The 24,254-nt window shown below is 64.6% G+C and carries 21 protein-coding genes; 12 read left to right on the forward strand and 9 right to left on the reverse strand.

The window, feature by feature from the left end:
• The first annotated feature begins 151 nt into the window (after positions 1–151).
• From QF047_RS19955 to QF047_RS19990, 8 genes are all read left to right on the forward strand, one after another.
• A complete protein-coding gene (locus QF047_RS19955; RefSeq protein ID WP_307280673.1) occupies positions 152–1,066 on the forward strand; it encodes a transporter substrate-binding domain-containing protein in 915 nt (304 codons plus the stop codon).
• A 10-nt stretch (positions 1,067–1,076) separates the two neighbouring features.
• Complete coding sequence (locus QF047_RS19960; protein WP_307280676.1) at positions 1,077–2,009, forward strand: amino acid ABC transporter permease; 933 nt, start codon at positions 1,077–1,079, stop codon at positions 2,007–2,009.
• A complete protein-coding gene (locus QF047_RS19965; RefSeq protein WP_307280679.1) occupies positions 2,009–2,851 on the forward strand; it encodes an amino acid ABC transporter ATP-binding protein in 843 nt (280 codons plus the stop codon). Before QF047_RS19960 ends, QF047_RS19965 begins: the two co-directional genes overlap by 1 nt.
• Entirely contained in the window at positions 2,848–3,993 is a 1,146-nt protein-coding gene (locus QF047_RS19970) for a CapA family protein (protein ID WP_307280683.1), read from the forward strand. The genes QF047_RS19965 and QF047_RS19970 overlap by 4 nt, the downstream gene beginning before the upstream one ends.
• On the forward strand, positions 3,986–5,224 hold the full coding sequence (locus tag QF047_RS19975; protein ID WP_307280686.1) for a CaiB/BaiF CoA-transferase family protein: 1,239 nt from the start codon (positions 3,986–3,988) through the stop codon (positions 5,222–5,224). Before QF047_RS19970 ends, QF047_RS19975 begins: the two co-directional genes overlap by 8 nt.
• Positions 5,221–6,384, forward strand: a complete 1,164-nt coding sequence (locus QF047_RS19980; RefSeq protein ID WP_307280688.1) for a 2-hydroxyacyl-CoA dehydratase family protein — start codon at positions 5,221–5,223, stop codon at positions 6,382–6,384. The genes QF047_RS19975 and QF047_RS19980 overlap by 4 nt, the downstream gene beginning before the upstream one ends.
• Complete coding sequence (locus QF047_RS19985; RefSeq protein WP_307280690.1) at positions 6,384–7,628, forward strand: 2-hydroxyacyl-CoA dehydratase family protein; 1,245 nt, start codon at positions 6,384–6,386, stop codon at positions 7,626–7,628. The genes QF047_RS19980 and QF047_RS19985 overlap by 1 nt, the downstream gene beginning before the upstream one ends.
• Positions 7,629–7,938: 310 nt before the next feature.
• Positions 7,939–8,142 (forward strand): hypothetical protein, encoded by a 204-nt coding sequence (locus tag QF047_RS19990; RefSeq protein ID WP_307280692.1) that lies wholly within the window; start codon positions 7,939–7,941, stop codon positions 8,140–8,142.
• A 112-nt stretch (positions 8,143–8,254) separates the two neighbouring features.
• Here the strand turns inward: QF047_RS19990 and QF047_RS19995 are convergent, their stop codons facing one another.
• The 7 genes from QF047_RS19995 to QF047_RS20025 are packed head-to-tail and all read right to left on the reverse strand — an operon-like array spanning position 8,255 to position 16,923.
• Positions 8,255–9,493 (reverse strand): CaiB/BaiF CoA-transferase family protein, encoded by a 1,239-nt coding sequence (locus QF047_RS19995; RefSeq protein ID WP_307280695.1) that lies wholly within the window; start codon positions 9,491–9,493, stop codon positions 8,255–8,257.
• Between the two features lie 33 nt (positions 9,494–9,526).
• Positions 9,527–10,675, reverse strand: coding sequence for a CapA family protein (locus tag QF047_RS20000; RefSeq protein ID WP_307280697.1), 1,149 nt, complete (start codon positions 10,673–10,675; stop codon positions 9,527–9,529).
• A complete protein-coding gene (locus QF047_RS20005) occupies positions 10,672–11,553 on the reverse strand; it encodes an alpha/beta fold hydrolase (RefSeq protein WP_307280701.1) in 882 nt (293 codons plus the stop codon). Before QF047_RS20005 ends, QF047_RS20000 begins: the two co-directional genes overlap by 4 nt.
• 2 nt (positions 11,554–11,555) lie before the next feature.
• Positions 11,556–12,431 (reverse strand): ATP-binding cassette domain-containing protein, encoded by an 876-nt coding sequence (locus tag QF047_RS20010; RefSeq protein ID WP_307280703.1) that lies wholly within the window; start codon positions 12,429–12,431, stop codon positions 11,556–11,558.
• Positions 12,428–14,380, reverse strand: coding sequence for a dipeptide/oligopeptide/nickel ABC transporter permease/ATP-binding protein (locus QF047_RS20015; protein WP_307280706.1), 1,953 nt, complete (start codon positions 14,378–14,380; stop codon positions 12,428–12,430). The genes QF047_RS20010 and QF047_RS20015 overlap by 4 nt, the downstream gene beginning before the upstream one ends.
• Positions 14,377–15,318: an ABC transporter permease gene (locus QF047_RS20020; protein ID WP_307280708.1), complete on the reverse strand. Its 942-nt coding sequence runs from the start codon at positions 15,316–15,318 to the stop codon at positions 14,377–14,379. Before QF047_RS20020 ends, QF047_RS20015 begins: the two co-directional genes overlap by 4 nt.
• Before the next feature lie 12 nt (positions 15,319–15,330).
• Positions 15,331–16,923 carry an ABC transporter substrate-binding protein gene (locus QF047_RS20025; protein WP_307280710.1) on the reverse strand — a complete coding sequence of 531 codons (1,593 nt, stop codon included), beginning with the start codon at positions 16,921–16,923 and terminating at the stop codon, positions 15,331–15,333.
• 144 nt (positions 16,924–17,067) lie between these two features.
• Here QF047_RS20025 and QF047_RS20030 point away from each other — a divergent pair, with 144 nt between their 5' ends.
• Together QF047_RS20030 and QF047_RS20035 are read left to right on the forward strand one after the other, a co-directional pair.
• A complete protein-coding gene (locus tag QF047_RS20030) occupies positions 17,068–18,495 on the forward strand; it encodes an alpha/beta hydrolase domain-containing protein (protein ID WP_307280713.1) in 1,428 nt (475 codons plus the stop codon).
• Positions 18,492–19,715, forward strand: a complete 1,224-nt coding sequence (locus QF047_RS20035; RefSeq protein WP_307280714.1) for an MFS transporter — start codon at positions 18,492–18,494, stop codon at positions 19,713–19,715. The genes QF047_RS20030 and QF047_RS20035 overlap by 4 nt, the downstream gene beginning before the upstream one ends.
• Here QF047_RS20035 and QF047_RS20040 read toward each other — a convergent pair.
• Entirely contained in the window at positions 19,712–20,248 is a 537-nt protein-coding gene (locus QF047_RS20040; RefSeq protein ID WP_307280717.1) for a MarR family winged helix-turn-helix transcriptional regulator, read from the reverse strand. The two genes, QF047_RS20035 and QF047_RS20040, sit on opposite strands and share 4 nt — an antisense overlap.
• A 328-nt stretch (positions 20,249–20,576) precedes the next feature.
• On the opposite strand from QF047_RS20040, the gene QF047_RS20045 reads away from it, so the two are divergent.
• Complete coding sequence (locus tag QF047_RS20045; RefSeq protein ID WP_307280720.1) at positions 20,577–21,302, forward strand: CocE/NonD family hydrolase; 726 nt, start codon at positions 20,577–20,579, stop codon at positions 21,300–21,302.
• A gap of 77 nt (positions 21,303–21,379) precedes the next feature.
• Here QF047_RS20045 and QF047_RS20050 read toward each other — a convergent pair whose 3' ends face one another.
• On the reverse strand, positions 21,380–22,933 hold the full coding sequence (locus tag QF047_RS20050) for a carboxylesterase/lipase family protein (RefSeq protein WP_307280722.1): 1,554 nt from the start codon (positions 22,931–22,933) through the stop codon (positions 21,380–21,382).
• Between the two features lie 168 nt (positions 22,934–23,101).
• On the opposite strand from QF047_RS20050, the gene QF047_RS20055 reads away from it, so the two are divergent.
• A complete protein-coding gene (locus QF047_RS20055) occupies positions 23,102–24,172 on the forward strand; it encodes a quercetin 2,3-dioxygenase (RefSeq protein WP_307280725.1) in 1,071 nt (356 codons plus the stop codon).
• Positions 24,173–24,254: the final 82 nt, after the last annotated feature.

Consider the following 24,254-nt stretch of genomic DNA (forward strand, 5'->3'; position numbering starts at 1 on the left):
CCAGGCTCTCATGATCCAGCACACAAAAATCTCAGATTATGATTCATAATCGTTGACGGACGTCACGGATGAGAATACCGTTGAAGGTATTCAAGCGGCCGCTTGCCAAAGAGGGCAGGCACCGGCCGAACTCATTCCAGTAAGGTCTCCCATGAAAATTTCCGCTCCTTACAGGGTCGCCGCCGTTGCAGCCGGCGCCGTTCTTGCACTCACCGCATGCGCCGGGCCCTCACAGCAAAGCACCCCAAGCCCGGCAGCCGCGGGAGGGGTCAATAAGTCCGCCAAGTTCTACGATTCCCTTCCGCAGTCCATCAAGGACAAAGGGGAAATCGTCTTCGCCGGTGATTCCCACCCGCCATACCGTTCCGTCGGTGCCGACGGCAAGACCGTCACCGGTATTGATCCGGACCTCCAGAAGGCCCTGACCGAGTCACTCGGCGTTCCCGCCAGGATCGAAATCACCGAGGGTCTCCCCCAGATGCTGACGGGCATGAAGAGCGGCCGGTATGACGCCTTCAACGGCCCGGTCAAGGCGACACCGGACCGGCTTAAGGAGTTCGACGGCGTCAGCTGGCTAAGCAGCCGGACCTCCTACGTAATTCCGACCACCAACGGTATTGATGCCAAGGGCACGGACGGGCTGTGTGGCACAACCACCGCAGGCGTGAAGGGATCCATCACGGAGGAACAGACGGCGAAGCTGAGCACATGGTGCGGCGAGCAGGGCAAGCAGCCGGTGACTTTCCTCGGCCTTGCCGACACGAACGCCACCATCCTCGCTGTGAAGTCGCAGCGGGCGCAGAGTGCAGCCACCACCCAGACCGGCGCCATCGATCTGATGGCGCAGGAAAAGGACAAATGGCGCTACGTCAGCCAGACTGACGAGCAGGGTGCCGGTGTGGACCAGCTCGTCCTCCTGGCCCCGAAGTCAAGCGGCCTTGGACCGGTCCTCCAGAAGGCCTTCGTCGAGATATTTGACAACGGCAAGTACAAGGAAATCGTGGACCGCTGGGGCCTTGATGATGTCGCCGTCGAAGCTCCAGTGCTGAACCCCGGCGCGTCCTAGGAAGTCAGACATGACCATGAGCCGATCAACGAGTCCGGTCATCCAGCCCACAGGAAAGCCATCCATCGACGTAGCGGACAGCATCCCAAGGTTCCGGCCGTGGCGCTGGGTGCTTTCAGCCGTCCTGCTGGTCGTCGTGATCCAGGTGGCCCTCTTCCTGGTAACCAATCCCAACTTCGGCTGGGATGTCGTTTGGGAATACCTCTTCTTCCCCACAGTCCTGAACGGCCTGGGCATGTCCGTTCTCCTGGCGGTGATCGCCATGGTGGCGGGCACGCTGCTGGGCGTCGTCCTGGCCACCGCCCAGCTCAGCGACTTTGGACCTGCCCGCTGGGCCAGCCGCCTCTACATCGGGATCTTCCGCGCCGTCCCCCCACTGGTCCAGCTGATTTTCTGGTTCAACCTTGGGTTCCTGCTTCCCAATATCGGCATCGGGATCCCGTTTGGACCCGAGCTCGTCTCCTGGCCCACCAATTCCGTGATCACCCCGCTGTCGGCTGCCATCATCGGGCTGAGCCTGCATGAAGGCGCCTACATGTCCGAAATCATCCGTTCCGGCATCGCCTCCGTGGACCAGGGCCAACGGGATGCTGCGAAAGCAGCAGGCTTCACTCCCTGGCAGACGTTTTCACGCATCATCATGCCGCAGGCCATGCGGGTTATCCTTCCGCCCTTTGGCAACCAGTTCATCGCCACACTGAAAGGCACGTCGCTGGTGAGTGTCATTGCCATGACCGATCTCCTGTTCTCAGTCCAAACCATCGCCGACCGCACCTACCAGGTCATCCCCATGCTGCTGGTTGCCTGCATCTGGTACCTCGTGGCGGTTTCCGTCCTGACGTTCTTCCAGAAGAAGCTGGAGCGCCGGTATGGCCGCGGCTACGACGCCCTGAAGACACCGGCGGGCAAACTGAAATTTCTGGGCCTCGGAGGCGGAATCTGATGACTGACACAACCACTGACCAGAGCCCGGTCCTGCGCGTACAGAACCTGCGCAAGTCCTTCGGCCATCACAAGGCACTGGACGGGATCGATTTCGAAGTCCAGGACGGCGAAGTCGTCGTGATTATCGGGCCTTCGGGGTCGGGCAAATCCACCCTGGTGCGCTGCATCCACCAGCTTCAGAGCATCGACGGCGGTGCCATGTACCTGGACGGAGAGCTCCTGGGGTACGAGCTCCACAGCGGACGTCCGCGTCCCCTCAGCGAAAAGAGCATTGCCGGCCAACGGCGACGGATCGGCATGGTTTTCCAGCAGTTCAACCTATTTCCGCACTGGACTGTGCTGGAAAACATCACCGGCGCCAGCAGGATCGTTCACGGCAAGTCCTCCGCGGAGGCCGAGGAGCGCGCCCGCTATCTGCTGGACAAGGTGGGCCTGGCCGCGAAAGCCGACGCCCACCCGAGGGAGCTGTCCGGCGGGCAGCAGCAAAGGGTCGCGATCTGCCGGGCGCTGGCGCCGCGTCCCCGCGTAATGCTCTTTGACGAGCCGACGAGCGCGCTGGACCCTGAGCTGGTCGACGAAGTCCTGTCTGTTCTCCGGGATCTCACCTCGCTGGGCATGACGATGGTGGTGGTGACCCATGAAATGGAGTTCGCCCGGCAGATGGCGGACCGCGTGGTTTTCATGGACAACGGCAAGATCGTTGAGCAGGGTACCCCGGAGGAACTGTTCGGCCGTCCCAAGACGGACCGGCTGCGCGCCTTCCTGTCACGCTTCAACGCCCGGACATCCAAGGCCAGCCCCAACTCCCCGGAAGCTCCTGCAGAAGGAATCACGTCATGACTATCTCAATCGCAGCCGTCGGGGACCTGGTCCTGGACGAGCCGGATCCGGCGTTCTTCCTCACGCCCTCCATGCCCGTCATCAGCAAAGCGGACATCGCGATCGGGCACATCGAAGTGCCTCACTCCCATACAACTGTCCAGGCCAGCACTGACGTGCCGGCGCCGGCCGCTGATCCAGCGGCCCTGAAGGATGTCGCCGCCGCCGGTTTCGACGTCGTCACCCTCGCGGGCAACCACATTTACGACGCCGGGCCCGAAGGGCTCCTGGACACCATCGCGTTCAGCCACGACGCCGGGCTCCTCACTGCGGGGGCAGGCGCCAACCTGGCGGAAGCCCGGAAGCCCGCCATCATTGACAGGGATGGCACCAGGGTGGGGATCCTGAGCTTCAACTGCGTTGGTCCACGCGATTCGTGGGCCGCTTCGCAGAAAGCGGGTGCAGCCTACGTAAAAGTGCTGACCCACTACGAACTTGATTCCGCGACCCCAGGCGGACCGCCCACCATCTACACGTTCACAGCGCCCGACAGCCTCCGCGCGATGCAGGACGATATCCGGAAGTTGAAGGGGGAAACCGACCTCGTGGTGGTTTCCCTCCACAAGGGCATCGGCCACACGCCGGCGGTCCTGGCAGACTACGAAATTCCGCTGTCCCATGCTGCGGTGGACGCTGGTGCGGATGTTGTGATCGGCCACCACGCCCACATCATGCGGGGCATCGAAATGTACCGGGGCGTGCCGATCTTCCACGGACTGGGCAACTTTGCCACGGTCACGCAGGCCTTGAACGCTGGTGGAGAATCCGCCGAACGTGCCGAATGGGCAGCCCGCAGGGTGAAGATGTTTGGCTTTGCGCCGGACCCGGCCATGCCCACCTACCCATTCCACCCGGAAAGCCGCAATACGGCGATAGCCACCTGCACCTTCGAAGGACGCCGCCTTGTCTCAGCGGGGTTTGTGCCGTGCTGGATTGACGACGACGCCCGCCCGGTCCCCCACGGCCGGACAGAAACCGGAGAGCGCGTCCTGGAGTACATCACCGAGATCAGCCGGCACGCGGGCTTCTCAACCACTTTTACCTGGGACGGCGAGCAAGTGCTTGTGCAAGCCCATCCCGATCAGGAGAACCACCATGTCTAGCCGGCCCCTTGACGGCCTGACCGTCATTGACCTCACCACCGCCCTTGCCGGCCCCTATGCCACTCTGCTCCTGGCGGGCCTGGGCGCCCGCGTCCTGAAGGTGGAAAATCCCGGCACGGGCGGGGACGCCGCGCGCAACAACTCCCCCTATCTGGGACGTGACGGCCTGAATGTCCAGCGTCACTCGGAAGACGACATGTCTATTTCCATCCTGTCCCGGGCACGGAACAAAGAGAGCATCACCATCGACCTGAAGGATCCGCGGGGCCGCGAGATCCTGCTCGATCTGGCAGCATCGGCGGACATCGTGGTCGAAAATTTCAGCGCAGGCGTAACGAAGCGGCTGGGCATCGCCTATGAGGACCTGCGCAAAATCAACCCCGCTTTGATCTACACCTCCATCAGCGGTTTTGGGTCCGACCAGAGCGGCGGCACCGGTAAGGCGATGGACACCATCATCCAGGCACTCAGCGGTGTGATGATGACGGCCGGCGAGCCCGGCGGCAATCCCGTCCGCTTCGGGCTTCCGGTCGGTGACCTGGTGGCCCCCCTCTTCGCCGTCATCGGCACCCTTGGCGCGGTAGTGCAGCGGCAGTCCACCGGCCAGGGACAGTACATCGACGTCTCAATGCTGGGTTCCCTCACGTCCTTGCTGGCGGCAGAGCCCTTCGATGCTTTCGAAAAGCTCGGCCTGCCCACCCGGACCGGTGAAATGGTCCCCCGCCTCGCCCCCTTCGGCACCTTTCCTTCCCAGGACGGCTGGTTCGCACTCTGCGCACCCACAGACAAGTTTGCCCACGGTGTGCTGGCAGCTATCGGGCGCCCCGAGTTGGCAGCGGATCCAAAGTTTGCCAAACGCGATGGCCGCGTCCAAAATGCCGCTGAACTCCACATGATGATTGGCGAATGGTCCAGGCATCTCCCGCTGGACGAGGTTCTGTCACGGCTGGAAGCCGAGGGGGCCCCTGCCGCCGAAGTGCGGTCGCCGGCCGCAGCAGTGAAGGACCAGCGGGTCCTTGACCGGGGCGAGGTAGTACGCCTGCGCCACCCCGAATCGGATTCGGAAAGCGAGCTTGTCGGGCCAGGAATGCCCTTCCTGATGTCCGGTTCGGAAACCACATTGGACAAGCCTGCCCCGCGCCTTGGCCAACACACCCAGGACATCCTGAGCCAGTTCCTCGGGTATCCGGACAGCAAAATCGACGAGCTCAAGCGCAGCGGCATCCTGTGAACGGCAGCCGGCAACAAGACATCCTGGACGGCTTGGCGGAGCATTACCCCAACCGGGTCATCCGCGCACGCGAGCGGGCAGCGCAAGGAACCGCTGTCATCGGATTTGTAGGAGCCGATGTCCCGCGCGAGCTAATCGCCTCGACCGGGGCGTTGCCGCTCCGGCTCCACAGCCGGAGCGGTCCGCCTTCGGAGGAAGCGGTGCAGCTCCTCGGTGAGGCAACCGACCAGACGGCACATTCGATCCTCAGCCAGATACTGGCGCATGAGCTGGACTTCCTTACCGGGATCGTGGTCTCCAGGGATTGCGAGGCCTCGTTGCAGCTGTTCTACGTGCTGCGCCAGCTCGCCAGGCGCCGACCAGGAATGCCGCCCGTCCACCTTGTCGATGTCCTTCACCTCCCGCGAGAATCAACCGCCCTCTACAACAGGCGCCAAGTTGCCGTGTGCGCGCAAACGCTGTCCCTGTGGACCGGCAAGGGGCCCGATCAGGCAGCCCTGGCAGCCTCGATTGCCGCCTACCAGGAGCTCCGCGCGCAGCTGAAAGCTGTCCAGGCACTCCGCCAAGGTGGGCAGCTCTCCGGAACGGCCGGTCTCCATGTGGCAGCGGCGGCAGAGTCCCTGCCACCTGCCGAAGCCGCCGATTGGCTGGGGCGCCTGGTTCTGAGCGCGGCGGACCCTGGACCGGTGCCCGATCCCGGCCTGCGCCTGTTTTTCTGTGGCAGTGCACAGGACCAGGACGCGGTTTACCGCGCAATCGAAAGTCTGGGAGTCCGGATTGTCGGCGAGGACCACGATTGGGGACTGCTTGCCTCCCCTTCCCCGGTTACCGCCCCGGCTACAGCAAGTCATGAGGCACTGCTTGGCCATCTGGCCCGGTCGTACCATTACCGCAGCCCCTCGGCAGCTACTGCAGCGCTGGCTGTCCATGCCCGCTGGACCGCCGGCCAGGCGCGTGCCAGCGGCGCCCAAGCCGTGTTTTGCCTGACACGCAATTTCGACGACGCTCCGGCCTGGGATTACCCGAAGTTGGCCGAGTACCTCCAGGACGAGGGCGTGCCCTCGGTCCTGCTGAGCCGCCAGCCGGGGCTACCTGCCTCCGACGTCCTGCGGGAGTCGCTGCGGCCGCTATTGAACACCGTATCGCCGGGGAGGCGCTGATGAGCATCAAAAGACTGGACTCCGCCAGCCGAGCATCCGCCTACCAGAAGGCCTGGTTCGCCAGCCTGCAGGAAACGGTAGCCTTGGGGGCGCCTCTGGCGCTAGTGAACGCCGATGCGCCCCAAGAGATCCTTCGGGCCATGGACATTCCGTATGTGGTCAACCAGTGGTGGGCCTCGGTGGTTTCCGCCAAACGGCTGGCCGACCGCAGCCTTGATGCACTCCGGGGCAGGGGCTTTCCGGATTACTCCCGGCAGTACGACGCTGTGTCGTTCGGCGCGTCACACCTTCGTCCCGAGGAGGCACCCTGGGGCGGGCTGCCCATTCCGGACTTCGTGATCGCGGAGAACAGCAGTGACTCCGCCCGGAAGGTCTTTGACCTGTGGGCTGAGTCCGGAAAGACCACGTTCTTCCCGTTCGAACGTTCTTCAGGGGTGCGGGCCCCCGGGCAGTGGTGGGAGCTAGTGCCGCGGAAGTGGGAAGAAGCGTTCGGCGCTGACCGCCTGGACCTGATGACCGATGAAAACTGGCAGCTCGTGGAGTTCCTGGAGCAGGGCACCGGGCGCACGTTTGACTTGGCCAGGCTGTCGGAAGTGATGGACCTCGTTAACGAACAGGCCGAGTGGAACCGGCGGACCCGGGACCTTCTGGCGGCAACCCGGCCGGCACCCATCGGCGTCCATGACATCATCAACAGCGTTATGATTCCGCAGTGGCACCGCGGAACGGTCTGGGCACGGGACGCGGCCAAGAGCCTCTACGAGGAGGTGCAGGTGGCCGTGGACAGGGGTGAGGCCGTCTGCCCCGGCGAAAAGACGCGGCTGATGTGGATCGGCCGCGGCCTGTGGTTCGACATGGACCTGTACTCCCGGTTCGAGGAAGAATACGGTGCTGTCTTCGTCTGGTCCATGTACCTCGCTATCGCTGCGGACGGATACCCGCGTTACGGCGATGACCCTATGAGGGCCCTTGCCGCACGGTTTGCCGGCTTTACAGATCAGCTCTACATGCCCGGCTGGGCCGACGAATGGTACGTCAAGGAAGCACTCACCCATGGGGTAGACGGCGTGGTGCACCTCGTCGCTGATGACGTTCCCGGCGCCCACTTCACCACCGAAGCCCTCGAAGAAGCCGGCATTCCCGTCCTGGAAATTCGTGCCAGCAATGCGGATCCACGCTCAACCAATGCGGCAGCCCTTAGCGGTGCAATTGAAGAGTTCCTGACCACGAGGATTCGCGCCTGACGGGAGGCGCCCCGGCACCCGCTTTGGACGAAGTGCACGCCCAACTGAAGTGCTCCGCCCAAGTGGAGTCACAGCGCTCCAATGCGCGGCACTGACAGTCCTACAGCGGAGCCCGGACATGACACGGTCCGATTGGCGCGGTTACCCTGGACCCGCCTGAGCAGATGGCTTACCGCCGGGTAATCAACAAATTCTTCACCCCGCCCTAGGTCCGGGCCATGGAGCCCAAGGTGCGCCGAGCTTCCAGGGAATAACTGGGGCCGTTGATCCGGCAAGGGAAATTCGGTGTCGCCCTCGAGTCGCACAGAGGTTGCCCGCCCACGTCTTCGCCGACTTCTTCAACCTGTCGGTAGAGCTGGGCAGCGAGATCAAAAAGGCCAGCGGAACGTATGCGGACGGGATCCAGGTCCTCGATCATGACACGGTCAAGAAGCTGAGCACGCGAATCTACGAGATCGGCCAGGACATGGTCGACGACCCCGCCTCCGGCACCTCCAGCCGGAGGACGACCTAACAGCAGCACCCGCCACGGGCATCAGCGGGCCATCGCTGATTTCGACGCACGCAAAAGCGGGGCGACGGCGGGAGGTCCCACCGTCGCCCGCTTCCGTTTTGGGCTCGCGCTCCTAGAGCGCCAGCACCCTGCCCGTGAGGGCGGCAATCCGCTCGGGTGTGTAGCCAAGCAGGCCGCCGAGGACCGACTCCGTGTCGGCCCCCAGTGCGGGCGCCGGACCGTCGAGGGACGCAGTGACGCGGGACATTCTGATCGGCACGCCCGAACCGTAGATGGTCCCCTCGGCGCCGGATTCGCCGATCAGTGGCACCACCTCACCGCGGGCCAGAACCTGGGCATCGCGGATCGCCTCGGCCGGTTGCCTGACGGGCGCCACCGGGGCGCCGGCGGCGGCCAGGCGTGCCACGGCGTCGTTATTGTCCAGCCCGGCCGCCCAGTCCTGGATAATTCCATGCAGCTGGGAGGAATGGGATACGCGTCCATCGCGGGTGGAGAACCGGGGATCCTCCCCCAGTTCCGGCATTCCCATCCCGGCGAACACGCAGCGGGCCATCGGATCAGTCGGGGCGCTGAGCGCGAAGAAGCCGTTGCGGGTCGCGAAAGTGCCGAACGGCGCCAGCCGTGGAACGTGGGCACCGGTGCGCTGGGGAATCCCCAGGGACTCGAGGGTCTCGAAGGGTTCGATGGCCACCAGGGAGGTCAATGAGCCGAGCATTGACACATCCACGAACTGGCCTTCGCCGGTCAGGTCGCGGTGCCGCTGTGCAACCAGGGTTCCGATGACCGCGTAGAGCGGCGCGATCAGGTCCCCCATGGGCAGTCCGAACCGGACGGGGTCCTGCCCCTCCTCGCCAGCGGTGAACATCACCCCGCTCATCGCCTGGATGATCGCATCCATCGCCTTCAGCCCGTCGGCGCCGCCTGAGGTTCCGAATCCGGTGATCGACGTGTAGATGATGCGCGGATTGGCCCGGCTCACGGCGGCGTAGTCAATCCCCAGCCGCCTGGTCACCCCGGGGCTGAAATTCTCGACGACGACATCTGCCTGGGCAGCCAGCTCAAGGAACACCTCGCGGCCGGTCTCAGACTTGAGGTCCAGCAGCACGCTCTCCTTGTTGCGGCCCCTCAGCATCATGGAAAGTGACATGTCCGCAGAACTCGAGCGCTGTAGCGAAATGCCGTCCGGTGTCACGTAGGGCGCGTTGTTGCGCGATGAATCCCCGCCAGTCTGCGGGTTCTCGATCTTGATGACCCGGGCTCCGAGGGATGCCAGAAGCATCGTGGCGTAGGGGCCGGAGAGGGCTGTGGTCAGGTCCAGGACGATGGTTCCGTCCAGTGGCTTGGCGTTCATCTGGTTCCGTTCGTTTTTCGTGAGGATGCGGGGTCACTGGGCGGGCCGGGCGGGCGGGGAAGCCCTGACCCGGTCCTTGTCCCAGACGAATTGCGTGTCGAAGCCGGCCTCCCGGCTGATCGACTCGACGTAGGCCAGAACAGGGGCGGCAGCAGCCTCGTCGGTCAGCGGCCGCGGCGCAGCCGAATGGTCAATCCAGCACGGAATGAACGACGCCGATATCGCACCGTTTTCATCCAGCTCCAGCAACGCCATGGCCGTGTTGCGGCTTTCAGGGTGGAAGGCATAGTTCGGCATGCTCGGGTCTGATTCGAAGCCGAAAAGCTTCTTGCGGCGCTTAGCCCAGGCGAGGCGCTCCGGGGAGTTGTCACTGGAGACGTTGAGGGCCTTGGTCACCGTGACGAAGTTGCCCAAACCGTGGAAGACCGGGGCACCCCGGTAGAACTCGATCCCCCGCATGATGTGGGCGTGGTGGCCGATCACCGCATGCGCGCCGTTGTCGATGGCGGCATGGGCCAGTTGCGTCTCGTAGGCCGCGATGTCCGCCGGCAAGTGGACGATGCCTTTGTGCAGGGCGACAATGACGACGTCGACCTCGGCGGCCAGCGCCCGGATATCGGCGGTGAACGCCTCAAGGCTGGCAGGCTCGGGGAACGAGTAGACCGAGGGAGGGCCACCCGGGTTCGCGCTGTCCAGCTCATAGTGGGTCAGGACCTTGACGAACGCCGAGCCGGCCTTCTTCGAGGTGGCCCACGACTCCCGCGGCCCAACGCAGTTGTAGTTCAGCAGCCCAACCCGGAAGGCGCCGAGCTGGCTGATGACCGGGCGTTTGGCCGCTTCCAGGTGCTCGCCTGCACCGGTGGTACGGATTCCCGCCGCGGCGGCGAGGCCAATGGTGTCGGCGATACCCTGCGGGCCGCAGTCGTAGATATGGTTGCCCGCCAGGGTGGCAACGGTGAAACCGGCACGCGCGATCTCCGCGACGCCCTGTACCGGGGCCGGTGGGGCGGGCACGTCAACGCTGGCGCACTCTGTTGAGGTGGTGTGCGGAACCTCGATCTGTGCGATCGCAAGGTCCGCGGCCTGGATAATCTCGCGGGTGAAGTCGAAGTAGTGGCCAACTTCCTCCTCATCAAGTACCAGGTCGCCGACAGCAAGGATGGTGTGGGTTGCGGTGCTCACACCGTTCCTACCTCGCCGCCGACGAGGCTGAGGGTCTCGTCCCGGGCGGGCAGCGCCCTTCCGTCCAGCTCATCCATGAAGAGCTTGATCTCGCGGACCAGCCGCTCCGGGCTCTCCTTGGCGATCCAGTGTCCCTCGTCCTCGAAGAGCACAGTCTTGGACCGGCGCACCGCGGATCCGGCGAGCACTGAGGATCCGGGCGGGATGACGCCGTCGCGCATGCCGCCGAGGATCAGCACGGGGAGATCAATAGTGGAGAGCACTGCCCGCAGGGCGTCGTTGTCTTTGGCCTCAGGAAACGGCATGCCCTGGTTGATGCGGGCCTCCCTGGGATCCTGGTCCAGCTTCGAGGCCACACCCGACCGCAGGACGGCTTCGCGAAGTTCCTCGCGCCCCTCTGGGGTGGGGCCGGCGATCTCCAGCATGGCCTCACGGATGACGTCGGGGTTGCCCGGGTTGTCCACAATCTTGCGCCGGCCTTCGGAGGAGTCCGTCACGCCCTGGCGAAGGTGGGGGGTGCCCACCACGGAGAGCAGGGCCTTGAGCCGTTCCGGGAAGCGGTGAGCGATGACCCAACCAATGCCGCCACCGTGCGAGATGCCGGTGTAAGTGAACTTCTCCACTCCAAGGTGGTCGGCTAGGGCAATGACGTCCTCCGCCCAGCGGTTCAGGTACCCCTGCGGGGGCGCGGCATCCAGCCGGGCGGACCGGCCAAAACCGAGCGTCTGCAACGTGTAGACCTTGTAGTTCGTGGGAGCCTGCGCCAGCGACGCCGGGTAGGTGGGATGGAAGCCGTTGGCCGAGGAGATGATAATCTCGTCGCCCTCACCGTACTCCTCGTAGTAGACTTCAGCGCCGTTCAAGGTGATCAGGGGCATGGCTAGATCCTTTCAAGGGAGGGGGTCCGGGCGTGGCTGCCGATTGCGGCTGCCTGCCGGGCTCTGCGGCGTTCGGCCTGTGCCTGCGGATCAGGTACCGGTGACGCGGCCAACAGGGACCGGGTGTAGGGGTGTTCGGCGTTTGCGTAGATGTCGTCGGCGCGCCCGTGCTCGACGGCCAGGCCGTTTTTAAGCACCACCAGGTCATCGGAGATATGGCGCACCACGGACAGATCGTGGGAGATGAACAGCAGGGCCAGGCCCATGCTCTTCTGAAGTTCGGCGAGCAAGTTCATGACTTCGGCTTGGATTGAAAGGTCCAGCGCCGATACCGGTTCGTCGCACACGACGAACTTCGGGTTGCCGATGAGTGCCCGAGCGATCGCGATGCGCTGGCGCTGTCCCCCGGAGAACTGGGCCGGATACCGGTGGATGCTCTCCTCGGGGAGCCCGACGCGGCGCACCATCTCGCGGATGCGCTTGAGGGTCTGCTCCCTGGTTAACCGCTCATGGTGGTTTAGCGGTTCGGCGAGGGTGTATCCGATCGTTTTGGTGATGTCCAGGGAACTGTAGGGATCCTGGAAGATTACCTGGATCTGGTTGCTCAGTTCGCGGCGCCGGGCACGTTTCATAGTCGCCAGTTCCTCTCCGCGGAAACGCACCGAGCCTGATGAGACTGGCGCAAGGCCGAGGATGGCCCGCCCGATCGTCGATTTGCCGGAGCCCGATTCCCCGACCAGTCCCAGCGTGCGGCCGCACTCCAGGGTGAAGGACACTCCTTTCACGGCCCGGAAGCTCCGCCGGCCGTTGCGGTAATCGACCGCCAGATCGGTGACTTCCAGCAGCGGGGACACGTTCGTGCTTGGGTTGGTGCTCATGAGCGTGCCTCCAGTAGTTCGTCGACGCGCAGGCAGCGGCTGGTGCGTCCCTCGTCGAGTTCAATTTCGACAATCGCACCCGCCCGGCAGGCATCCGTGGCCAGCGGGCACCGGGTGCTGAAGTGGCATCCGGTTGGCCACCGGAGTGGAGGCGGGACGATGCCGCCAATAGTGGGCAAGGGTTGGCCCTTGACGGCCAGGTGCGGGCTGGAATCCAGCAGTCCCTGTGTATAGGGATGCATCGGACGGTCAAACATTTGCTGAACGGTCGCCTTCTCCACAACCTCCCCGGCGTACATCACCACCGCGCGGGAGCAGATGTCCGCCACCACAGCCCAGTCGTGAGTCACAAACAGGACTGCCAGGTCACGCTCGCGTTGCAGGCCGTGCAACAGGTCCAGGATCTCGGCCTGTACCGTCACGTCCAGCGCTGTTGTGGGTTCGTCTGCGATGAGCAGCTTCGGTTCCCCGGCGAGCGCCATGGCGATGACAATGCGCTGGGCCATGCCGCCGGAGATCTGGTGGGGATAGAGGCGGGCGACCTTCTCGGGGTCAGGGAGCTTGACGGCGGTCAGGAGCGCCAGCACATGGTCCCGTGCTTCCTTGCGTGTGCAGCGGCGGTGGGTCATCACGACCTCGGCGATCTGCCAGCCCACCCGGAACGCCGGGTCCAAGGCCACCATCGGCTCCTGGGAGATCATGGCCATTTCGCGGCCACGCAGCGCACGGTATTGGGCCTGTGTATGGGAGGTAATGTCCGTGCCCCGGTAGTGGATGGATCCTGCGGTGATGCGGCCGTTCTCTCCGAGCAGGCCGAGCAGGGCCAGGGCGGTGACGCTCTTTCCCGAACCGGATTCACCCACCAGCCCTACGGTTTCGCCTGGATGGATATCGAAGCTGGCACCCTGCACCACCACGATCTCCTTCTCACCGTCGTCGAAGGCCACAGTCAGTCCCCGCACGGAGAGGAGCGCTGAGGGTTCCGGCTTGCCCGCCGGTGCCGTGACCACGGCCGGCCGACGGCGTCGGGCACCCTTCGCGCGGCCCAGCCGCTCTGAGTTGACGTCCCGGGCGGCGTCCCCAAGCAGCCCCAGCGCCAGTGTGGCGGCCGTGATCAGGCCCGCGGTGGGAACCATCATCCACGGCTGCTGGCGAAGCAGCCCGGAGGCCTCGGACACCATGCCGCCCCACGTGGGGGCGGGCGGCGGCGGCCCGAAGCCGAGGAAGGCCAGGCCAGTCTGCACGCCAAGGGCGATCGAGGCGAGCATGGCCGTCTGCACGATGATCACGCCGATGGTCCGCGGCAGGATGTGGCGGAAGATGATCGCCGCTGAGCCCAGGCCGATCACACGCGCCGCGTCAACGTACAGTTCCTCCCGCACCCCCAGCACAGTGGAGCGGATGACGCGGATGATGTTGCCGGAGGCCAGCACCCCGAAGGTGACCATGGCCGCGGCCATCGAGTTGTTGAAGATCGCAAGCACCGAAAGCGTCACGATGATGCCGGGAATCGCCATCTTGATGTCGATGGCGCGCATGACGATCTTGTCGAACCGCCCGCCGAGGAAGCCAGTGGCCACGCCGAGCGGGATGCCGACGACGAGCGCGGTCAAGACAGCCTGGAGGACTCCGAAAATTGATTCAGCGCCGCCATACAGCAGCCGGCTGAGCACATCGCGTCCCAGCGAGTCGGTACCCAGCGGGAATGCGGCCGAGGGCCCCTGCTTGACCGACATCAGATTCTGCTGGAACGGATCGGCTGGGGCGATCCACGGGGCCAGAATCGAGGCCAGGACCATCGCCACGACAAAGAGTGCCGAGGCAACGCCCAGTGGCTTGCGCATAAAGTCCCGGAGGACGCGGGCCCGCGTGGACGGCGGAGGAGCCGGGAGGTCGACGACCACGACAGCCTCCGCGGCGTCGGCTCGCCTTGTGGTGGTTTCACTCATGAGACTCGAACCTTCGGGTTAAGGAAGCCGTAGACGACGTCCACGAGCAGGTTGATGCAAAGGACCACCAGCGTGAAGTAGACCGAGAGGCCGAGCAGCACGGGCAGGTCATGGTTCAGCGTGGAGGCGGTGGCCAGGGAGCCCATGCCCGGCAGGACAAAGACGTTCTCGACGAACACGGCCCCGGTCAGTGCACCGATGGCACCGATCCCCACGATGGTGGTGGCCGGAATTGCGGCATTTTTGAGCACATGGCGGTAGAGGATCGAAGTCTCGCTGACGCCGTTGGCGCGCAGGACCCTGATCGAGTCACGGGCCAGGACATCCAGGGCAGAATCCCGCATCTGTTTGGCCACCAGGGTGGTGCCCGAAAGGCTCATCGCGGCCACCGGAAGCACCATAGCCATCAGCCATAGGCCCGCCCCGCGTTCCAACGGGGCGTACCCGGTGGCCGGGAAGATGCGCAGTCCTACCGCGAAGACGGAAACGAATAGCACCGCGACGGCGAAGCTTGGAACGGCGAGCCCCACGAGGCTCAGCGCATCCAGAGAACGCCCGAGCCAGCCGCCCTTGATCGCGGAGAGCAGGCCGAGGCCAGCACCGACGATCGCGATGACAACAGTGGAGAGCACCATTAGCGACACGGTGACGGGCAGGCGGTCCCCGAGTATCTCCACCACCGGCTGGCCGCTGTAGATCGAGTGGCCCAAGTCCCCCTGCAGCGCCTTGCCGGCCCAGTTTGCGTACTGCTGGTATAGCGGCAGGTTCAGGCCCAATTGCTCGCGGAGCTTCGCCGCGGCCTCCGGGGTGGCATCCTCACCCAGAATCGTGGCCGCCTGGTCGCCGGGCACGATCGATGACAGTACGAACATGACCATCGAGACGATGACAATCATCGGAAGCGAGATGGCGAATCTCTTCAGGACAAAGCCGAACATGTGCTGGTCCCGCTACTTCTTCGGCTGCCAGGAGTATTCCGCGCCGGGACCGGTGGGAACGTCCGTGGGGTTCAGCGCAGAGGAATTCACGTTCGTCAGGGTGGGACCGACGTACTTCAGGTTCTTGGCCGTGAATACCGGGATGACGTACGCCTGCTTGTAGTACTCGCGGCTCATCTCCTCGTAAATCCTGGTGCGCTCGTCGGCGGACCCGGCGAGCAGCGACTTCTTGTAGAGTGCGTCGATCTCGGGCTCAACGATCCCGAAGGGGTTACGGCTGCCGGACTGCAGCATGTCCTTGTGTGCCGCCCCAGTGGAGGTGCCCGTGAGCGGGAAGATGACCGCCTCGTACTTCTTCGACAACGCCTCGGTGGTGAAGTTCGCGATACCCGTGGTGATGACCTCAAGGTGGACGTTGATGCCGATCTGCTTGAGGTTGTCGGCGATCGCCTGAGACCGGATGGTCTGGTTGTCGATCGTATTCTGGGTGAGGATCGTCAGCGGGAATCCGTTCGGGTAGCCGGCCGCGGCGAGCAGGCGCTTGGCCTCCTCCGGGTCGTAGCCGAAGCCCAGGCCTTCCACGTATCCTCGAGCGCCCTTGTTCATGATCTGGCCGTTGGCCTCCGAGACCTCGGAACCGACCGCATTGGCGATGGCCTCACGGTTGATCGCCAGTCCTATCGCCTTCCGGACGCGCGCGTCTGCCAGGGCGGGGTTGAGGGTTCCCTTCTTGTCGGCCAGGTAGAGGGACCAGTTGAAGAAGGGCGTGGTGCCGACCTCCAGGTTCGCGGCCTTCGCCGCGTCAAGGGTGGAGGCAGATCCTGAAGCGTAGTCCACCTGGCCGGTGGTCACAGCGGAGATCACGGCATTGGGGTCCCCGATGACGGAGATGGAAACCTGCTCAAACTGCTGGGCTTCGGGCAGCCAGTAGTTTTCGTTGCGGTCGTAGACGTACTTCGAGTCGGCCACGGTCTCGCCGCCGGAGAGCTGGTACTGGCCCGTCCCCTGGGTCTCGACGAGCAGCGACTTGGGGTTCGCCAGCCCTGCGGGACTGATGATGTTTCCGAACATCCATTCCTGCGTGAACGTCGACTCCGCCTCCGGGAAGGGGCTGGAATACTTCACGGTTACGGTGTTTTTCGCCGCCTCAATGCTCGCGATGGGGCCCACCTTGAGGGCCTTGGGCCCGGCATTCTTGAGGAAGTACTCCATCGAGGCCTTGACTGCTTCCGGCGTGAGTGCTTCGCCGTCGGCGAATTTCACGCCCTCACGGATAGTCAGCTCGAAAGTGGTGTTTGTGTCATCGGCATAGCGCCAGGAGGTAGCAAGGGCCGGTACGAATCCGCCCTTCGAGTCCATGAAAATCAGCGGGTCGTATGCCAATGAAACGAACGCGGTCGAGCCTCCGGTACCGGCCAGCGCGGGATCCAGGCTGACCGGAGGGCCGGTGAACTGCATGCGCAGTTCGGCGCCGCGGCCCGATTCTGCCAATTCTGCCGTTCCGCCGCCCGCACTGCCCCCACCGCCGCATGCGGAAAGGGAGAGGGCAAGACTGCACGAGAGGGCCAAAAGGGAGGCTTTCAAACCGGTCCGGGACTTCTTCATTGATGCTCCTGGGACTGCCGTGGGTAGCGATGGGGGTCAGTGTCGGTCACCGGAACGGACATCCGTGTGACGGGTGACACAGATCAAGTTATCAAGTAGCTTGATACTAATGCAAGGTTTTTTCAATAATTGAAGGAGACAATCGTGATCGACATCCAGTTGGCAGTGGAGCGGCTTACCGGCGCCGGTGAGCCCTTGGGAACGGCGTTCTCCGGCCACGCGGGCGTCGGAGTGGACTTGGCCGCCGCTGGTTACGTCGAGGAGGAGTTCCTGGTCAGCGGCACTGCCAGCGAGTGGGTCTATGACGTGGAATTCAATCGTGTGCCGCTGGCCTCCCACCCCTACATGACCCGGGTCCTGGTCCGCCGCCCCGCCGATCCGAAGGCTGCCAGCGGCCTGGTGCAGCTCGAACCCCTGCATCCGAACCTGGACCGCGCCAACACGTGGCGTTCGATCCATGGCTGGATCCTGCGCAACGGCCACGCCTGGGTCGGTGTCACCCAGGACACCACCTGCGCGGAATTGATTTCCCGGCATTTTCCCGAGCGCTACAACCGTCTTTCGGTTCCGGTGGCCGGTCTCGTCTACGACCTGCTGGGGCAGGTGTCGGTGGCGCTGCGCGAAGGCGCGTTCGACGTCATCGCGGACCGCATCACGCTTTCGGGTTGGTCCGCGACGGGAAGCATCAGCCGCCTCTATGTCCAGGAAGGGTTCATCAACGACTACACACTCACCGACGGCACCCCGAGCATCTCCAGCGTCCTGATCGGGATCTCCTCAGGAGCCGCAGGCACCGCCGGCTACCCGCTACTGTCGGCCGGATCGGACCCGCTTCCGCTGGAGCATCCTCGGCGTACGGTCTCCGGAGCACCGGTTCCGGTGTTCGAGGTCCTCAGCGAATTCGAGTCGGAAACGCATTTTCCCGTCTTGCGGCGGGATTCGGATGCAACGGCCGACCGCTACCGTTTGTACGCCATCGCCGGCACTTCCCATGCCAACCTCGATGCCACCGGCGTCCTCACTAATTTTCCGCAATTCCAGGCCGTGGGGCTCGACGTGCCGGAACGCCGCATTCTCGAGGCACCCTCGGATGCCTGCATGGACTCCTACATTCGGGCCCTGTATGAGCATCTGGACCGCTGGGCGGGCGACGGCGTCGCGCCGCCGGCCGGGCGCCACTTCACGCCGGCTGGAGCCGTGGCGGGTCGCACAGTGGAACTGGAACGCGATGCCTTCGGTAACGTGGTTGGCGGGGTGCGCACGCCGTGGACTGATGCACCCCTTCAAAGCTACGTGCCCCACAGCACCCCGGCGCCGGGATACTGCCTTGCACCCGCGTGGACGCCGCTCGGCGATCCGGCCCGGGTGGCCGCGCTTGTGGGGCACATGGTTCCGCTGCCAGCGGCCACCGTTGCAGGCCTGTATGCAAGCGACGAAGAGTATGCCCTCAGGTTCACCGCAGCGGTAGAGGCCAGCGTCGCGGACGGCTTCCTGCTGGAGGCCGAAGCCGAGGCCTTGCGTGGTGGGATCACTGGGCGTTGGGCGGCCTTCGGCACTACCACCCGCGGGTGAGACGTCCGGCGCAGGGGGCGGCAGCCGGGCCCTTCTCGAGCCGTTCGTTTCGCTTGTACTTCACGGGCCAGCTCGTCTCAAACACCGGCTCCTGGTTCCAGAACCTCGCGATCTCCCTTGTGGTGTTGCAGGAAACAGGAAGCGCAACCGCACTGGCCCTGGTCACGATAGCCCAGTTCGCCCCAGTATTCCTCTTTGCCCCACTGGCCGGCTGGCTGGCGGACACCGTTCCGATTCGGCGGATCCTGATGGTCACTTCCGGAGGGAGCGTGGCGGTGGCGGTTGGGTTGATCGAGGTGCTGGGCCGTCCGGAGATAAGCGTGCCGTGGTTGCTGGGATGGCTTGTGCTTGCCGGGTCCTTCCAAGGTGTCGAGCGCATCGCCGCCCAGGCGTTCGTCTACGAGATGGTTGGGCCGGACTTGCTCAAGGCCGGCGCCGTGATGACAAGCATGTACGTCTCAGCCGCCCGTTCAATCGGTCCGGGGCTCGCCGGACTCGCATTTGCAGCCTTCGGGCCGGTGCCCTGCCTGGGTATAAACGCAGTGTCCTACGCTGCCGTGGTGATCGCGGTGCTGCTCATCCGCCCGGCCGATCTCCATCAGCGGCAGGTCTCGCGCGGTGGAGGGGAGAAGATCCGGCTGCGGCGGTTGCCCGTTTTCCCGCTGCTGGCGTCCCTGCTGCTGGTCAACGTCGTGGTCATGGTTTCTGGCATGAATATGAACGTGGTGATCACCGCGCTGGTGACGGAGACCCACGGCGGCGGGGCAGAACACTTGGGGCTGGCCCACGCGCTGAACGCCGTCGGGGCCGTGGCGGGTGGCCTCTTTTTGGCGAGGCTGCGATCACTCTCTTTCGCGACCCTGACTCCGGTCTGTCTCATTTTCGCGGTGGCGCTGGCCGCCAATGCCTTGGCGCCCGACTTGGTTTGGTTCATGACCCTGGCACCCGTTTTGGGACTGGGGATCGGACTGTTCCAAGGCACCCTGACCGCTTCAGCGCAGAGTCTGGTTCCACCGGCTGCAATCGGGAGGATGATGTCACTGGTGACGATGGGTACGTTCGGGTCGATCCCCCTCGGTGCCCTCGTCTCAGGCGCCCTGATCGACGTCGCCAGCGCTCGCCTGCCGTTCCTGGTGGGGTCGCTGGCTTGCCTGGTCAGTTCGGCTGCCGTGCTGATCATCGTGCGGCGGCTCGGATGTAGCGGGACCGCGGAAGGCTAGGACGTGCCCTTGAACTGGCCGCGCAGTTCAAGCGCCTCCGATTCGGCGGCATCGTCACCGAAATAGCCGCCGGCCAGCGTCTCGGCGGCGAGCAGCAATGAGGGTAACAGCGCTTCGCGCTCTTCCGGGGAGTGCCTTGCGAGGACCCGCTGCTCGATGTCGTCCAGTTCAGCGCGGCAGGCCTGCATCACGGACCAGCCCGACTCCGAGAGGAACACCAGACGGATCCGTTTGTTCGTCTGGTGGTTCTCGCGGTCGACGAGCCCGCGTGCCAAGAGGGACCCGACAACCTCGTGGCATGCCTGTGACGTGACGAAGGTGCGCCGGGCCAGTTGGGCGTTGGAGAGTGAACGCCCCTCGGCCAGGACCAGACAGGTGACCATTTCGGGCATGGTGAGGCCGTTGCGGAGTGCGATCGTTTCCACCGCACGAGAGAGGGCTCGGTGGAAGCGGAAAACAACGTAGGTAAGGTCTTTGGTAGCCGGCCGCGCGGCAGGATGCAGGTCGTCTGCCGGCTTCTGGGCTGGCTCCACAGCGCTCCTTGAAATGGGGTGTGTTCGCGCGGCATTACGGAATGATGTCCACCGGCAAGGTGTACTCCCACGTTACCCGAGATTGTCCTGTTCACCGGCTACGCGTCGTCACTGATCTTCCAGGCTCGGGCGCTACAAGCGAGCCATTAAAGCAGGCCGGCTCGAAGCCCGGTTTGCCGCTACCCAAAGGACCTAAAAACCTCTTCAACCTGAAGAAACAGTGTGCCCAAGGTGGGACTCGAACTGCATTCAAGCCCCTACAAACCCTGTGAAGTCCCGAATATAGTTCCGAATCCGAGGTACTTTCGGCATTGGCGCGTCGGCCGGAGTGGTCAACGGGATCGGGGACTTGTCCTCGATCCACACGGCGTGGTTCGACGCTGCCCTCAAGGATGATCCCCAACGGCTCGACGCGATACCACCCGTACTGCTCTACTTCATGGGCGAAAACACCTGGCACGGCTTCGACGCACTGCCCGAGCCCTCGGCACAGCGCAGCTGGTACCTCGGCGCCGGCGGCTCCCTGGATGATGAGCCGGGAACCACCGGAGCAGCTGACTACCTCTACGACCCGCTCAACCCGGTCCCCACCGTCGGCGGCGCCACCATGATCCACGGCGCTTTCCCCGCCGGACCGGCAACCCAGGCGGCGGTGGAGGCCCGCGACGACGTCCTGGTGTTCACCTCCGCACCCGTCGAAGAGAAGCTCACACTCTTCGGCGAGGTCAGGGCAACGTTCTTCGCCTCCTCCAGCGCCGTGGACACGGACTTCGTGGTCCGGCTCTGCAAGGTTGCCGAGAACGCGACATCACCAGCATTTGCCGACGCTGTCATTCCTGCAAAGATCCTGGTGGACGTCGGCGAGCCGGTGGATATCAGCCGCACGCCGAAGGGCACAGGAGGGTCGTGCCCTTCCTGCGCGGAACCATCACGGGCCAGGCCTGCAAGACAGGGTGCTGCCCGGCGGGGCAGACTTCCAGATTCTGGGAAGCCCATGTCAACAGACCTGGATGCACCGTACGCCCTGGAACTTGACGACGCCGCAAGGATCTAGGTCCATAACCTGGCCCTGCGCTACGGCAGGCCGGAGGATATCGAGAAGCCTAATCAAGGCGAACCGCCCCGGCACCCTTAGCCTTCCGGCGCCGCCGCCCAGAACTCGCGGAGTTCCCGGCGCGGATCGTCCTCCACCCGTGGCGGTTCGTCGAGGACCATCGTCCTGCGGCCCGGACCGTAAAGCGGCCAGTCAGGCAACCCGACGGCGGCCGGCTGGCCGCTGTGCGCGAACGCGGCCCAGGCGGTGCTCATCATCTCGCTCAGGCCCTGCGGCGCTGTTCCCCGTGTAAGGAACTCCGCCTCCGGCGAGCGCAGCTGCCGGAACACGAACGGGATGTCCAGGGCATGGCACGCTCCCAGCTTCCCGCCCATGGCAGGGCTGCGCCAGGTGAAGAGGTAGGAAAAGGTCTTTCCCAAGGACCCGTGCCGGGCATCCAGCAGGCGGTTGCTGGGCTGCCGGTACACGGCGTCCGAAATGGCCGCTTCCAGCAACTGTTTGCCATCAGGCTTGGCTCCCAAAATGGAACCGAGAGCCGACGCGTACTCCCCCGCCCGTCCCGGGCCAGCCCTGCCATCCGCCAGCACGGCGGCAGTGCGCTGCTCAAAGGGCGGGTCTGAAGGGTTCTTCGGCCGCATTTCCACCGCGAATGACCCTTCGTTCAGGTTCGTCCCGATGAGCAGGTCAACCTCGGAATTAAGGCCAGTCCGTACCGAGTCGAGCGGAGGTACCGGAAGCGACGGCGTTCCCACCGTGGGCTGGAAAGGCAACGGCACCGCGTAAGTGCGCGCCCCGAAACGCTGCACCAGCTTCTCCTGGGCCTCAAGCAGCCGCTCCACGGGAAGTGTCAACAAGTCGCGGGCGCGCCTGGAGTCCAGCCCGCACAGCGACAGGAGCTCAAGGGTGATTCGAGCAGAATCCTCCGAATGCCGGTACCTTTCAGCCGTTCCGCTCTGCATGATCGCCCGCTGGAAAAGCCCACGGGAGGCAGGCATTCCCAGAAGCGTGCCCACGGCGGCAGCCCCGGCAGACTCGCCAAAGACTGTCACGTTGGCGGGGTCCCCGCCGAAGGACGCAATATTCCGCTGAACCCAGCGCAGCGCCTCGAGCACATCCAGCAGCGCCACGTTGGAAGAGTCCACGTACTCGTCACCCAGCAGCTCCGCCAGGTGCAGAAAGCCCAGGGCACCCAGCCGGTAGTTGATGGTCACCACTATGGTGCCGCTGGCACCCGCTAAATTGCCGCCGTCGTACATTCCGTCACTGCCCGAGCCCGAGAGATACGCGCCTCCGTGGACCCACACCATCACGGGCAGCCCCGAACCGGCCACGTCCGGCGTCCAGACGTTCAGGTTGAGGCACTCACTTTCGCTCCACGTCCGCGGCTTGCATGCGGGAGGAGCGGGAACCTCAGGGTTCTGCGGCGCAGCCGGACCACCCACCGTACAGTCGCGCATGCCGGCCCACCCGGCAGCGGGGACCGGCGGAAGGAAGCGGCGCTTCCCGGCCGGAGACCCTGCGTAAGGGATCCCCAGGAAGCAACTCACATTGCCGCCGTCAGCCTGGGAGGTGGTGCCACGGACGATTCCTTCGGCGGTGGTGGCGGTGGCAGCGCTGGTGGCGAGGATCATTCCGGATCGTGCTCCTGGTGGCGTAGGTATGACTGCCAGCATCCCAGCAATGGCTGGCGCAGCGCACTCGGCTTTCACCCATTGGAATTCCACTCCCAGCGCAGAATCAGCACAGGCGATGATGGAGGCCACATCCCGGCGCAGCCGGACGACTGGAAAGAAGGAACCATGTCCCTCAGCGTGGAGGAAATGAACCAGCAGCTGCCGGTGGCCAACACCCTGCCCGGCGAAGCTGTCCCCTACTACATGGCGTCAGGCGAAGGCGCCCGCTACGAGATCAACGGCCAGCTGGTCACCGTCATCGCCCGCGCGGCGGACACGGGCGGAATCTTCAGCGCCGCCTACATCTCCGGCGGCATGGGCGCGGAATCGCCGTTCATCAGCCACAAAGTGGAGCACAAAACCCTTTACGTTTTCGACGGCATCCTTCACGTCTGGCTCCCCGGCGAAAGCCGGATCCTCACCCCCGGCGACTCCGTGGTCATCCCGCCGAACACTCCCCACGCCTACCGCATGGCCAGCCACTACACGCGCTTCCTCAACTGGATGACGCCCGGCGGAGCCGAGGCCTACTATGAGCGCGTCGGTACCCCCATCGACTCCCACGTCCCGCCCGTCCGCGCCAGCCACAGTGCCAGCCTCCAGGAACAGGCAGAAGTTGGCGCCGAGTTCGGCATCACTTTCCCGGACGTTGAGCGCGTGGAGCCTACGTTCAAGCACGACGCCGGCCTGCCGCCCACGCTGAGCCCCTACTTCCTGAGCGCACACGAGGGCGAGCGCCTGGTGAGCTACCAGACCATGTTCACCTACCTGTCCCGGCCGGCCAACACCGGCTCGAACTACTTCGCGGTGCACACCAAGGGTGCCAGGACGCCCTACATCCCGCTGCACTTCCACTCGGAGCACACCGAGAACTTCCTCGTGACCGAAGGCCGCATGTGGCTGTATGCCAACGGCCGGGAAATGCTGCTGACCAAGGGTGACTTCGTCCACGCCCCCGCCGGCACCGTCCACTCCTTCGCCCTGGACTCCCACAACACCCAGATGCTGGGCTTCCTCACGCCGTCAGTGTTCAACGGTTTCTTCGAGTACTTCAACAAGCCCACCGAGGACTACATGTACACCGAAGGCGGCGAGCCCTACATGGACATGGAAGGCTTCGGCCGCGCGCAGGCCGAGTTGGACCTGACCGTGGTGGGCCCACCGCCGCAGCGCCGGACCGCGCTGGAAATCTCCTAGCGTTCACAAACCAAATGGCCCGGACTTCTGAAAGGAAGTCCGGGCCATTCTTGGTTCCCTGGATCATCGGCTACTCCGTAGA

The sequence above is a fragment of the Arthrobacter sp. W4I7 genome, assembly GCF_030816215.1.
Taxonomy (GTDB): Bacteria; Actinomycetota; Actinomycetes; order Actinomycetales; family Micrococcaceae; genus Arthrobacter; species Arthrobacter siccitolerans_A.